This is a genomic window from Nitratidesulfovibrio sp. D1 (assembly GCF_051133415.1).
Taxonomy (GTDB): domain Bacteria; phylum Desulfobacterota; class Desulfovibrionia; order Desulfovibrionales; family Desulfovibrionaceae; genus Cupidesulfovibrio.
In genome coordinates, this window is the sequence record NZ_JBPGNZ010000003.1 from 21,600 (window position 1) to 34,748 (window position 13,149).

The following is a 13,149-nucleotide window of genomic DNA, read 5'->3' on the forward strand; positions in this document are numbered from 1 at the left end:
CGGCCGGGGGGCAACGCCCCCCGCGCCCCCCGTTACGGGGAGGCGGAGCCGTCGATACCCCGGCGTCAGGCCAGCAGGCCGGACCCCCCGTGCAGCGCGGCCAGCAGCAGGCCCAGCGGGTCGGACGGCCCGGCGGGCAGGGGGCCGGTGGACAACAGGGCCGTTTCAAGGGGCGCGGACAAGGCGGACAGCAGCGGTTCCGGCAGCGCGCCGATACTGTCGGGATGCTCCGCCATGACCCGGAAGGCCAGGCGCGCCGGAGCCTCCGGGGTGGCGGCCCGCAGCAGGCCGTGCAGCAGGAAGCGGCCGGGGAAGGGTGGAAGCGCGGCCCCGTCGGCCCGGTCGGGTAGGCCGGGCATGACGGGCAGTCCGCCCATCAGTATCCGGGTCAGCCCGCCGCCCGTGGAATCCGGCCGCGGCGGCAGCACCGCGCAGTCCAGGGCGCGGGCCGTGGGGCACAGCCATGGCAGGTGCAGCAGGGTCACGCCGGGGTGCGCCGCGCGCAGCACCGGCAGCAGGGCCAGCCGGGCACGCTGGCAGGCCAGGAACAGGGCGGCGGTTTCCGCGTCTTCGGTCACGTGCGCGGCAAAGGCCCCATGGCGCGCGGCGGCGGTGGCGGGCGGGTCCGGTGCGCCCGATGCGCTCCACGCCGGAAACAGCGCCCCGGCCAGCCGGGCGTCCAGCCGGTCGCGCGCGGCGGCGTAGTCCGCCGCCAGCCGGGCAGGGGATGGGGGCGGCACGGCCGCGTTGTCGCCCTCGGCCAGCAGGCGCAGCACGATGTCCGGCTCCACCCGCTCCACCCTGAACAGCAGTTCCGTGCCGGGCTGGGGAAAGGCGGGCATGGAGGCCAGCAGGGTCTGGCCCTCGATGTCGGCCCAGCCCAGCCCGCCGGTGTCGGCTCCCGACGCGGCGAAGGCGGACGATTGCGCCGCCGGGCGCAGGAACGTGCCGCGCACCGTGTCGCCGGGCCGGTGGGCGCGCCGAAAGCGCGCCGCCCGCTCCGGGTCGTGCCGCTCGCCGAAGCCGCCGGACAGCCCGGCGCTTCCGGACCCCGGCGCGTGGCGGATGCGCTCGCTCATGCCCTGCCGTCCCCGCTGTCCCCACTATCCCCGCCGTCCCCGGCGTGATGTTCGCGGCGGCAGCGGCCCTGATTGGACGCCTTGCAGGCGTCGCACACCGCGCCCTTGAGGTAGCGGCGGTAGCACAGGGCCAGCGCGTCGGACAGGGTTTCCGCCATGTTGTCCGCGCCCAGCTGCGGCACCAGCCCGGAGCGCTCGAACACCGCGCGCACGGCGGGCTTCACCCCGCTCAGCACCAGCGCCACGCCGCGCCGCTGGCACTTGCGCAAAAACTGCTGGAAGGCGTGCACCCCGGTGGCGTCCACCCAGTGCACCTGGCGCAGGTGCAGGATCACCGCCCGGTGGCCGAAGTCCTCGTACTCGTACAGCCGCTGCTCCAGTTCGTCCACGGCCCCGAAGAACAGCGTGCCCTCGATGGAGTACACGGCCAGGTTGGGGCAGCACGGCCCGGCGGGCAGCCCCTGCAACTCCGGGCTGTCGCAGACGTCCATGCGCGTCACCAGCGGGTGCGACACCTTGCGCAGGAACAGCACCAGCGACAGCAGCACGCCCACGAACACGGCCTTTTCCAGGTCCAGCAGCAGGGTGGCGGCAAAGGTGGCCAGCAGCACCATGCGGTCGGCCCGGGTGGCCCGCAGCGCAAGGACGATGCCGTGCCTGTCGATCATGCCCCAGGCGATGATCATCAGGATGCCCGCCAGCGCGGCGATGGGAATGTACGCGGCCAGCGGGGCCAGCAGCAGCACCGCCACCAGGGTGATCACGCCGGAAAGCGCCCCGGCGAAGCGGGTGCGCGCCCCGGCCACGAAATTGACGGCGCTGCGGGTGAACGAGCCGCTGCCCGGAATGCCGGAAAAGAGCCCGGCGGAGATGTTGGCCAGCCCCTGGGCCACGAATTCGCGGCTGCCGTCCACCTGCTCGCCCCGCGCGCCCGCCAGGGTCTTGGCGATGGACAGCGCCTCCACCACCCCCAGCAGGGCGATGGCCAGGGCGGGCATGAACAGGTCGCGCATGACCTGCGCGTCGGGCGCGGGCGGCAGCGAGAAGGGCGGCAGCCCGGCCGGGATGGCCCCCACCACCTTCACCCCGTGCGCGCCAAGGTCCAGCGCCCACACGGCCACGCCCGACGCCACCACGGCCAGGAACGCGGCGGGCAGGCGGCGGCGCACCCGCGCGATGCCCAGGGCCACGGCCATGGCGAACAGCCCCGTGCCCAGCGCCCACGGGTTGGTCTGGGGCAGGTGGCGCAGGGTGGAAAGGACCAGTTCGAGGAACGTGGGCGCATTGCCGATGCTCACGCCCAGCAGGTTCTTGAGCTGCCCCACGGCGATGAGCACGGCCGCCCCGGCCGTGAAGCCCACCATCACCGAATGGGAGATGAAGTGCACCAGTTCGCCCAGCCGGGCCAGCCCCATGACCACCTGGAGCAGCCCGGCCAGGATGGCCACGCCGAACACGTAGGCCATGCGCGTCTCTTCCGGCAGGCCGGACAGGGGCACGCCGTTGACCACGGTTTCCGCCATGGTGGCGAAGAGCAGCATGGAGATGGCGTTGGTGGGGCCCGCGATGAGATAGCGCGAGGCCCCCCACAGCGCGGCCACGATCACCGGCACGATGGCCGCGTACAATCCGTATTTGGGATGCACCCCGGCGATGACCGCGTAGGCCATGGACTGCGGCAGGGCCACCACGGCCACGGTGAGCGCGGCCAGCAGGTCGGCCCGCAGCATCTGGACGTTGTAGCCGCGCAGGCTTTCCACGAAGGGCAGGGCGGCGCACAGCAGCCTGTCGCCCAGGCCGCGCGGAGGCACGGGACAGGCGGGGCCGGAAGGGGGCGGCGGAGGGGGGGCGCCGGGGGTGGCCGGACCGTCCGGACTGGCCGGATTGGCCGGCCGGGCCTTCCCGCCATGTCTGTCGTCTGCGGGGGGTGTGTCTGGCATGATCTCACCGTTTGGGGTGGGCGCCCCGTACGGAGCGCATGGGGGTGCCGGGCATGCCCACAGGATGCCCCCGAAGGGGCCGTGTGTCCAGCGCGGGACAACGAAAATGGGGGAAATGGGGGAAAGGGGGTGACGGGTTTCCGTCGATGGCCTCTCTGGGCATGGCCCGGTCCAGGCCCCGCCCCCGGTCCCCCGGCCGCGCCCCGCCGTGCCCCGGCATGGGAGCCCGGCCCATGGCCCGCATCTTGCTTTGCCGCGCCCATGGACATCTTCGCCTTTGACGCCGCCTCCATGCTCAGCTTCCTGCTCACCTTCATGCGGGTGAGCCTGGTGCTGTTCCTGCTGCCCTTCTTCGGGGGCGAGGCGGCCCCGGTGCAGGTCAAGGCGGCGCTGTGCCTGGTGTTCACCCTGGCCCTGTGGCCGCACGTGTCCCTGCCGGGCGGGCAGATGCCCGCGCATCCCTTTTCGCTCATCGTGCTGCTGGCCGGGGAACTGATCCTGGGCCTGATGCTGGGCATGACCGTGCACTTCCTGTTCGCGGGCATCCAGACCGGCGGCCAGATGCTGGCCACCCAGATGGGTTTCACCATGATCACCCTGGCCGACCCGCTGACCGGGGCCAACGTCAGCATCACCTCGCACTTCCTGTACATGGTGGCCATGCTCACCTTCCTGGCGCTGGACGGCCACCTGTACATGCTCCGGGCCTTCGTGCGCACCTTCGAGCTGGTGCCCCCCGGCGGCCTTCTGCTCGGCCCCTCGCTGGTGAAGGAAATACTGGCCCTGTCCGGCTCCATGTTCGTGCTGGCGGTCAAGATCGCCGCGCCGGTGCTGGTCTCGCTGTTCCTGGTGGAACTGGCGCTGGCGCTCATGGCCCGCGCGGCCCCGCAGATGAACCTGCTGATGATCGGCTTTCCGCTCAAGATCGCCGTGGGCTTCTTCTTCATCGGCATGCTGTTCACCATCATGGCCGACAAGATCCGCGAGTTCATCGTGGGCATGGACCCCATGATGCTGCACCTGTTGCGGGCGGCCAGCCCGCTGGTGGACCGCTGACCGAACCCTGACGGAGGGCTGCCATGGCGCAGCGCGACCCGAGCAAGACTGAAAAAGCGACGCCGAAACGTCGCAAGAAGGCGCGCGGCAAGGGCAACGTCCCCAAGTCGCAGGAACTCACCAAGACCCTGACCATTCTGGCGGGCTCGGTGGGCCTTCTGTTCTACATCGACTTCCTGGCCAAGGACATGCAGGCCATCTTCCGGCATTTCCTGGGCAACGCCTTCGGGTTCCATCCCAACCAGCAGAACGTCATCGACCTGCTCATGTGGATCGCCGGGGAACTGGCGGTCATGCTGCTGCCCATCATGCTGTTCATCGGGTTCACGGCCTGGCTGGTGCTGCGCCTTCAGGTGGGCAAGCTGTGGACCACCGAGGTCTTCAAGTTCAACTGGTCGCGCTTCAACCTCATCTCCGCGCTGAAACGCATGTTCGCCTCGCCCGACACGCTGGTGCGCCTGGGCAAGAGCCTGTTGCAGGCGGTGTTCATCGGGGTCGCGCCGTACCTCATCATCCGGCGCGAGATGCACAACTTTTTGCCGCTGTACTACGCCGACGCCCAGGGGGTCAGCGCGTACATGCTCAAGACCGGGTGGGACATGGTGCGCTACGCGCTGGTGCCCATGTCCATCATAGCCGTGGCGGACTTCTGGTACACCCGCTGGAGCTATGAGGAAAACCTGAAGATGACCAAGGACGAGACCAAGGACGAGCGCAAGCAGGCCGAGGGCGACCCGGTGGTCCGTTCGCAGCAGCGCCGCAAGATGATGCAGATGATGGCCAGGCGCATGTTGCAGGACGTGCCCAAGGCCGACGTGGTCATCACCAACCCCACCCACTTCGCCATAGCCCTGCGCTACGACGCCACCGAGGCCCCGGCGCCCATCGTGCTGGCCAAGGGCGCGGACAACCTGGCCCAGAAGATCAAGGAAGTGGCCCGCGAGCACGGCGTGCCCATCCGCGAGAACAAGCCGCTGGCACAGGCTTTGTATAAGGCGGTGGAAGTCGGCGACATGATTCCCGCCGAACTGTTCCAGGCCGTGGCCACCGTGCTGGCCAGCCTGTGGAAATTCAAGGCGGGACGGGCATCGTAAGGCCCCGCCGGCGAACCTGAAGCAAGACCGCGCAAACTCCGACAGGTGTCAAGAACATGGCTGCCAAACCGGGATACGCACCCAAGATAGACTACCAGCGCTTCGCCAAGCAGGGCGACATCCTGCTGGCGGGCGGCGTCGTCACGATCCTGTTCGTGATGCTGGTGCCGCTGCCCACGTTCTTCCTGGACATGCTGCTTTCGCTCAGCATTTCGCTGTCGCTGGTGATCCTGGTCACCTCCATGTTCATGCTCTCGCCGCTGGAATTCTCCATCTTCCCGTCGCTGCTGCTGGTCACCACCCTGCTGCGCCTGGCGCTCAACGTGGCCTCCACCCGGCTCATCCTGCTGCACGGCGACGAAGGCACCGACGCGGCGGGCAAGGTCATCCAGGCCTTCGGCGAGTTCGTGGTGGGCGGCAACTACGTCATCGGCGCGGTCATTTTCATGATCCTGTTCATCCTGAACAAGATCGTCATCACCGCGGGCACCACGCGCATCGCCGAAGTGGCCGCGCGCTTCACCCTGGACGCCATGCCCGGCAAGCAGATGGCCATCGAGGCCGACCTGAACGCCGGGCTCATCGACGAAGAGGAAGCCACCGCCCGCCGCACCAACATCCGCAAGGAAGCCGACTTCTACGGCGCCATGGACGGCGCGGGCAAGTTCGTGCAGGGGGACGTGAACGCGGGCATGTTCATCACGCTGATCAACATCATCGGCGGGATACTGCTCGGCGTGTTCCAGAAGGACATGGAGTGGCGCGACGCGCTGACCACCTACACCCTGCTGACCATCGGCGACGGCCTGGTGGCCACCATTCCCTCCATCATCGTGTCCACGGCGGCGGGCATCATCGTGTCGCGCGCGGCGTCGGAAGCGAAGATGGGCGAGGAATTCGTGGGCCAGCTGTCGTACAACGCGCGCGCGCTCAACCTGGTGTCCGGGGTGCTCGTGCTGTTCGCCCTGGTGCCCGGCATGCCCACGCTGCCGTTCCTCACCTTCGGCGCGGGGCTGTACGGCGTGTCGCGCCTGGTGGGCGGCAGGCAGGCCGAGGAGGCCGCCGACGCCAAGGGCGGCAAGGGGGCCAAGGGCAAGAAGAAGGGCGATTCGCTGGATACCCCCGAGGAAGTGCAGACCCTGCTGCCCCTGGACACCCTGGAGCTGGAAGTGGGCTACGGCCTGATTCCCCTGGTGGACGAGGACCAGAACGGCAACCTGCTCTCGCGCATCCGCTCCATCCGCCGCCAGTTCGCCCTGGACATGGGCGTGGTGGTGCCCTCGCTGCACCTGCGCGACAACCTGCAACTGAAGCCCGGCCAGTACTGCGTGCTGGTCAAGGGCAACCAGGTGGCCTCGGCCGAGATCCTCGTGGACCACTACCTGGCCATGGATCCGGGCAACGCCAAGCACCGCATCCGGGGCATCGAGACGCGCGAGCCGGCCTTCAATCTGCCCGCCCTGTGGATACCCGAATCGCAGAAGGAAGAGGCCATGCTGGCGGGCTACACCGTGGTCGATCCCTCCACGGTCATCGCCACCCACCTCACCGAGGTGTTCAAGCGCCACCTGGGCGACTTCCTGGGCCGCCAGGAGGTGCAGGGCCTGCTGGACAACCTGGCCAAGCATGCGCCGAAAGCCGTGGAAGAACTGGTGCCCGGCATCCTGCCCCTGGGCACGGTGCAGAAGGTGCTCCAGAACCTGGTGCGCGAGAACGTTTCCATCCGCGATCTGCTGACCATCGCGGAAACCCTGGCCGATTACGGCCCGGCGGTGAAGAACGCCGACACCCTGACCGAGTACGTGCGCGAACGCCTGGCCCGGTCCATCGTCAAGCCGTACATGGACAGCGAGGGCGGCCTGCCCATCGTCACCCTGGACCAGGCCGTGGAGAAGACCGTGCAGGAAGCCATCCGCCAGACCGACGGCGGCAACTACCTGGCGCTCAACCCCGGCATCGCCCAGCGGCTCATCCAGCGCGTCAACGGCGCGGTGGAGCGGGCCGTGAACACCGACGGGCAGCCGGTGATCCTGGCCTCGCCCGTGTCCAGGCCGCACCTGGCCCAGTTGCTGATGCGCTTTCTTCCCAACGTGGCCGTGATTTCGCAGGCCGAGATTCCGGCCGACATCCGGTTGCAGTCCGTGGGTAGCGTGGCCTTCGAGTAGGCGGACGGCGCCGTCCGCGCCGGGAGCATTTTTCTGCAACGGTACAACTTCAAGGTCGAAATGCTCTGATGCAGATCAAGACGTACACAGGCCGGAACGCGACGGCGGTGCTGGCGAAGGTCAAGGCGGAACTGGGCCCGGACGCGGTCATCCTGTCCTCGCGCGAATGCCGCGAGGGCGGCCGCGCGTGGCACGAGATGTCCGTGGGCATCGAGCACGCGGCCGTGCCCGGCGCGGCTGGGGCGGGCGGCCCCTCCTTCGGGTCTGGCGGCTCTGGCGGCCCTGGCGGTTCCGTCCCCCCCGGTTGGGAGGAATGGCACCGCGAATGGGGCCAGATGAAGGAACACCTGTTAGCCCTGATGAAACCCGCCCTGCGCATGGAAGACCTGACCCCCCGCCAGCGCGTGGCCCTGGAATACCTGACGCGCGAAGGCGTGGACGACGGCGTGGCCATGACCCTGCACCGCAGGCTGGCGGCGGATTCCGGCGCATCCGTGCTGGAGGCCCTGGCCGACATCGTGCCCGTGCGGGGCTGGGGCCTTGCGGCATGGCCGCAGCGGGCCCACGTGTTCGCCGGGCCGTTCGGCGCGGGCAAGACCACGGCCATGCTGCGCATGGCGCTGGCCCTGCGCCATGAAAAGCCGGACCTGAAAATCGTGCTGGTCAACGCCGACTGCGGGCGCGGCCACGGCCGCCTGCTGCTGAAGCACTATGCCGAGCTTTCCGGCCTGGTGTACCGCGAGGCTTCCAGCGCCGCCGAATTCGCGGCCATCCTGCGCGAATGCCCCGACGCCGGGCGCATCCTGGTGGACCTGCCGGGCGTGGCGCGCGACGGCAGCCTGGCCCGCCAGCTGGCGATTCTGGGCTTGTCGGGCGCGGGGGCGGGCAGTGGCGTCGCGGTGCATCTGGTGCTGCCGCCGCATCACGGCCCGGCCCAGATGTCCGCGCTGCTGGCGCGCTATGCCTTCCAGGGGGCGGGCAGCCTTGTCTGGACGAAGCTGGACGAAGCCTGTACCTTCGGGGCATTGGTGAACGTGGCGGCGGCCTGCGGCCTGCCCGTGTCGGCCCTTTCCTACGGTCCCGGCATGCGCAATTCGCTGATTGCCGCAAGCGATGCGGCGTTGTGGCGTCTGCTGTTCAAGCGGCAGTTGCCCGGCGAGGCTTCGGGACATGTCTCGGAACATGCTCCGGAACAGGCCGCGCCCCGGCCCGAACCCCGTCAGGTTGAGCCCCGTCAGGTTGAGCCCCGGACGGCGGCGCAGGCGGCCCCGACGGCACACGGCATCCACGGGCGGCCGCGCACGGCGCGCCCGGCACCGCACGCACCCACTGGAGCTTGCATCGCATGAGCGCCGATCTCCCCCTGGTATTCTCCGTCACCTCCGGCAAGGGTGGCGTCGGCAAGACCAACATCGCCGCCAACCTGGCCTGCTGCCTCGCGCAGGAGGGCAAGCGCGTGGTCCTGCTGGACGCGGACCTGGGCCTTGCCAACGTGGACGTGGTGCTGGGGCTGACCCCCCGGCTGAACCTGTTCCACCTGTTCCACGAAGGCGTCAGCCTTTCGGAAATCCTCTGCGACACGCCCTACGGCTTCCGCATCCTGCCCGCCTCGTCGGGCATGAGCGAAATGCTCTCGCTCACCACCGGCCAGAAGCTGGAACTGCTGGAGGCCATGGACGCGCTGGAAGGCGCGGTGGACTACCTGATCGTGGACACCGGCGCGGGCATCAACGACAACGTGCTGTATTTCAACCTGGCGGCGCAGGAACGGCTGGTGGTGCTCACCCCCGAGCCCACGTCGCTCACCGACGCCTACGCCCTGATCAAGGTGATGAAGCTCAACCACGGGGTGGAGCATTTCAAGGTGCTGGTGAACATGGTGCCCGACGCGCAGACCGCGCGCGACATGTTCACCCGGCTGTACAAGGCGTGCGACCATTTTCTTTCCGGCGTGTCGCTGGACCTCGCGGGCTTCGTCCCGCGCGACCCGGCGGTGCGCAGGGCGGTGGTGAACCAGCGCCCCTTCTGCGTCATGGCGCCGGACAGCCCGGCCTGCGCGGCGGTGCGCGAGGTGGCCCGGACGGTACAAACGTGGGACGTGGCGGCGAGCCTCGATGGAAACATCAAGTTCTTCTGGAAAAAGCTCCTCTTCCGGCACTAACCCCTGGGAGGCGCTGGAATCGGGAGCCGTCGCCTGGGGCGACTTCCCGCGCGCCGACCAGGAACGGATAGTCCGGCACTACGCGCCCAAGGTGCGGTTTCTGGCCTTGCGCCTGAAGGCCAAGCTGCCCCGCAACGTGGAGCTGAACGAGCTGATCAGCGCGGGCACCCTGGGCCTCATGGAGGCGCTGGGCAAGTTCCGGCCGCAGCTGGGCATCCGCTTCGAGACCTACGCCGAAAGCCGCATCCGGGGGGCCATGCTGGACGAGCTGCGGCGGCTGGACTGGTTTCCGCGCAGCCTGCGGCAGCGGGTGCGGCAGCTGGACGAAGCCATACAGCGCATCGAGCACGAAAAGGGACGTCATCCCACCGAAGCCGAATTGCAGGACGCCACGGGACTGGACCAGAAGGATGTACGGCTGGGTCTTGAGGCGTTGCAGAACCAGTTGTGTCTTTCGCTGGATGCAATACAGGACTCGCTGGCGCCCGATGCGGCCGTGCAGGGCGATGGCGAACCGTTCCAGACCACGGCGACGCAGGAACTCATAGAGCGGGTGGCGGCGCTGATCGACGAATTGACACCCCGGGAGAAGCTGGTATTGTCGTTGTATTATAGCGACGAACTGAACATGCGCGAAACAGCCGAGGTCATGGGCATCACCGAGGGGCGCGTCTCGCAACTGCACTCCCAGGCGCTCAACAGGCTGCGCAAGGAATTCAGGAACCACTACGGAGAACACGGCACCGTCTGACTGCGGCGTCCGTCGGCCAGGAGTACGCACAATGCCCTACGACACCAATATGCGTGTCCTCGTGGTGGACGACTTCTCCACCATGCGTCGCATCATCAAGAACATCCTGCGCCAGCTGGGGTTCACCAACGTGGTCGAGGCCGACGACGGCACCACCGCGTGGGAAATCCTGAACAAGGACCGCATCGAGTTCGTCATTTCCGACTGGAACATGCCCAAGATGACCGGCATCGAACTGCTGCGCAAGGTGCGCGCCAGCGAGGAATTCGCGGACATGCCGTTCCTGATGGTGACGGCCGAAGCCCAGCAGGAAAACGTCATCGAAGCGGTGCAGGCCAGGGTTTCCAACTACATCGTCAAGCCCTTCACCGCCGAGACCATGAAGCAGAAGATCGACAAGATCTTCCCGTAGGCCGCCGTTCCTTTCGGGCGCGGGACCGTCATCCGGCGGGCTTGCGCCCGTTTGCTGTGCCGGACCGCACGGACGGCGCGCACGCCGCCCCGCAACCTTCCAGAGCCTTCCGGCGCATGCCGCCACGGCGTCTTCCCATGCCGGCGATCCCCGGCCGGGCCTGATCCGGACGCCCGATACCCCGGCGCCCGCGCGCGGGCCGTGCGAGGGACCAGACCATGCTCCTCATGCCCATCGTCACCGCAGCCGTTCCCGACACCCCCGATGCGTTGGGGGGCGGTGGCCTGTTGCCCGACGGGGCGGGCAAGGCGGAACTGGACGCCGGGCAGCTGGATGCCGGTTCGCTGGGCCCCCCGGTGGAGGACAAGGTCGAACTGGACCTGGAGGACGCCCCCTTCCTGCTGCCGGAAGAGGAAAAGGCGCCGCCCCCGCCGCCCCCCGTGGCCCAGTCCCTGTCCCTGTCGTCCGAAGGCGACGCCCCCGAAAAGAAGAAATTCAGCCTCGACCTTTCCCGGCTGCTGGCCAACAGGAAGCTGGTGATCGCCGTTATCGTCGCGCTCGTGCTGCTGGTGGGCGGCGGCACGGCGTGGTTCCTGCTGCGCAAGAAGGAGGCCCCGCCTCCGCCCGCCCCCGAGGTCCAGAAGATCGTGGTGCCCCAGCAGGCCGCGCCGCCGCCGGAACCGGCCGGTCCCGTCCAGACCATCCTGACCTGGGAGCCGTTCTGGGTGGAGCAGAAGGACGCCAAGGGCAACATCCGCTTTCTGGTCGTCAAATTCTCGGCGCCCACCGAAAACCAGAAGCTGGTGTTCGAGGCGCAGGCCAAAAAGGTTACCATCCGCGACGCCGTGTACTACTATCTGAAGAACAAGTCGCTGACCTTCCTCACCGACGCGGCCAACGCCGAAACGCTGAAGAAGGACATCCTGGCCATCATGAACGAGTACCTCAGCATCGGTAAGCTGGAGGATTTGCTGATAGAGAACTACCTGGTCAAGTAGGGGGCTGCCTGAAGGCAGCCCCCAGCCCGCCGCCCCCGCCGACAGCCGACCCGCCCCGGCAGCGGGTTTCGCCGTCAGCCGCCGCCACCCCGCGCAGGGGCGTCGCGCGGAAACCCGTGCGGCGATGGAGGACCCGCCGTGTCCGTAGACCCGACGCTTCCCGTCGTCATCGCCCAGATGGGCCACGCCGAACGCGTGGTCCACGAGGCGCAGGCCCACCCCGAAATGGCCCAGGCGGCCGCCCAGCAGGCCGCCGCCCAGGCGTTGCAGCACGACCGTTCGCAGGTCCAGAAGACCGGCGAAAGCGACAAGGCCGCGGTGGTGGACGAGCGCGAGCGCAACCGCCAGCGCCGCCGCGCCCTGCTGCTGGCCCGGCGCAAGGCCCGCGCCGCGCAGGAGGACGACGGCGCTCCCGACTCCGACGACGATCCGTGGTCCGGCAACATCCTGAACATCAAGGTCTGACCGCACGCCCACCCGCGACCGGGCCATGCGGCGGCCACCCCAACCGGAACCTTCATGACCATATCCCTGTGGATCATCATTCTCGTCAGCGTGGTGGAAATGGCGCTGCTCGGCGTGCTGCTGATGTTCTTCCTGCGGCTGCGCAGGTCCGAGGCGTTGCTCAACCGCCTCCAGGCCAACCAGGCCCAACTGCTGGACCGGCTGCGCCAGAACGCCGAACTGGAACAGGAACTGGTGGCCACCTTCGCCCAGCGGCAGGAGCAGTTGCGCCACCTGGACCGGCGGCTGGAGGAGAGGGCGGACGCCCTGCGCCGCCTGCTGGAGCAGGCCGAGGGCATCAGCCGTTCGCCGCAGTTCCTGCGCGAGGTGATCCTGAACGGTCACCGCAAGGGCCGCAGCCTGGAACAGATCGCCCGGTCCACCGGGCTTTCGGTGGACGAGGTGGAACTGATCCTGGCTCAGGCCGGGTAGGGGGACGCCCCGCCTTGGGCCATGCCGGGACGTTGCCTTCCCGACGCCATGCCGTATGTCTCAGCGCCAGTGCAGGGCGCTCCGCCGTATTCCGGCGGGGTGCCCTGTTTTGTCGGCACAGGGGATAGATTTTAAAATAATACTGTAATATCAGAATATTAATGGGCAAAACCGAAGGAAAGACGAAGGGGAGCCCTTTTTCACGTTGACAGTCTTACATAAGACATCATACATATGTTTCCAACAACGCTCCCCAAGGAGGAATTTCATGTCGATCCAATTTCTGGTGCACGAAGACGGCGATTCCGTCGGCGTCGTGGTTGTCGAAGGCGTCAAGGCTGGTCAGGACCTGACCGGCTGGGTGATGGCAGAGGACAAGACCATCGCCTTCAAGGTGCTCAACGATATTCCCATCGGCCACAAGCTGGCCCTGAAGGACCTGTCCGTGGGTGACACCGTGATCAAGTACGGCACCGACATCGGCAAGGTCGTCGCTCCCATCAAGCAGGGCGAACACCTGCACGTCCACAACGTCAAGACCAAGAGGTGGTAGGAAC

General features: G+C 68.1%; 13 protein-coding genes. 11 read left to right on the top strand and 2 right to left on the bottom strand.

The window, feature by feature from the left end:
• Positions 1-65 precede the first annotated feature (65 nt).
• Entirely contained in the window at positions 66-1,079 is a 1,014-nt protein-coding gene (locus tag ACR4XJ_RS05850) for a hypothetical protein (protein ID WP_434754335.1), read from the bottom strand.
• A complete protein-coding gene (locus ACR4XJ_RS05855) occupies positions 1,076-3,019 on the bottom strand; it encodes a SulP family inorganic anion transporter (protein ID WP_434754336.1) in 1,944 nt (647 codons plus the stop codon). Before ACR4XJ_RS05855 ends, ACR4XJ_RS05850 begins: the two co-directional genes overlap by 4 nt.
• Positions 3,020-3,280: 261 nt before the next feature.
• On the opposite strand from ACR4XJ_RS05855, the gene fliR reads away from it, so the two are divergent.
• The 11 genes from fliR (at position 3,281) to ACR4XJ_RS05910 (ending at position 13,145) form a co-directional block, all read left to right on the top strand.
• Positions 3,281-4,075, top strand: coding sequence for a flagellar biosynthetic protein FliR (gene fliR, locus ACR4XJ_RS05860; protein ID WP_333504992.1), 795 nt, complete (start codon positions 3,281-3,283; stop codon positions 4,073-4,075).
• Between the two features lie 23 nt (positions 4,076-4,098).
• A complete protein-coding gene (gene flhB / locus ACR4XJ_RS05865; protein ID WP_434754337.1) occupies positions 4,099-5,169 on the top strand; it encodes a flagellar biosynthesis protein FlhB in 1,071 nt (356 codons plus the stop codon).
• Positions 5,170-5,225: 56 nt separating this feature from the next.
• Positions 5,226-7,334: a flagellar biosynthesis protein FlhA gene (flhA, locus tag ACR4XJ_RS05870; protein WP_434754338.1), complete on the top strand. Its 2,109-nt coding sequence runs from the start codon at positions 5,226-5,228 to the stop codon at positions 7,332-7,334.
• Positions 7,335-7,402: 68 nt separating this feature from the next.
• Complete coding sequence (locus ACR4XJ_RS05875) at positions 7,403-8,683, top strand: flagellar biosynthesis protein FlhF (protein WP_434754339.1); 1,281 nt, start codon at positions 7,403-7,405, stop codon at positions 8,681-8,683.
• Complete coding sequence (locus ACR4XJ_RS05880) at positions 8,680-9,495, top strand: MinD/ParA family protein (protein WP_434754340.1); 816 nt, start codon at positions 8,680-8,682, stop codon at positions 9,493-9,495. Before ACR4XJ_RS05875 ends, ACR4XJ_RS05880 begins: the two co-directional genes overlap by 4 nt.
• Positions 9,449-10,246: a FliA/WhiG family RNA polymerase sigma factor gene (locus ACR4XJ_RS05885; RefSeq protein WP_434754341.1), complete on the top strand. Its 798-nt coding sequence runs from the start codon at positions 9,449-9,451 to the stop codon at positions 10,244-10,246. Before ACR4XJ_RS05880 ends, ACR4XJ_RS05885 begins: the two co-directional genes overlap by 47 nt.
• A 31-nt stretch (positions 10,247-10,277) precedes the next feature.
• Positions 10,278-10,658: a chemotaxis response regulator CheY gene (locus ACR4XJ_RS05890; RefSeq protein WP_035067496.1), complete on the top strand. Its 381-nt coding sequence runs from the start codon at positions 10,278-10,280 to the stop codon at positions 10,656-10,658.
• Positions 10,659-10,876: 218 nt separating this feature from the next.
• Positions 10,877-11,656, top strand: a complete 780-nt coding sequence (locus tag ACR4XJ_RS05895; RefSeq protein ID WP_434754342.1) for a flagellar basal body-associated FliL family protein — start codon at positions 10,877-10,879, stop codon at positions 11,654-11,656.
• Between the two features lie 138 nt (positions 11,657-11,794).
• Complete coding sequence (locus ACR4XJ_RS05900) at positions 11,795-12,121, top strand: hypothetical protein (RefSeq protein WP_434754343.1); 327 nt, start codon at positions 11,795-11,797, stop codon at positions 12,119-12,121.
• Between the two features lie 54 nt (positions 12,122-12,175).
• The gene (locus ACR4XJ_RS05905; protein WP_434754344.1) at positions 12,176-12,592 is read left to right on the top strand and encodes a hypothetical protein; all 417 of its coding nucleotides are present in this window, start codon (positions 12,176-12,178) and stop codon (positions 12,590-12,592) included.
• Positions 12,593-12,860: 268 nt separating this feature from the next.
• Positions 12,861-13,145: a UxaA family hydrolase gene (locus ACR4XJ_RS05910; protein WP_434754345.1), complete on the top strand. Its 285-nt coding sequence runs from the start codon at positions 12,861-12,863 to the stop codon at positions 13,143-13,145.
• The last annotated feature ends 4 nt before the right edge of the window (positions 13,146-13,149 follow it).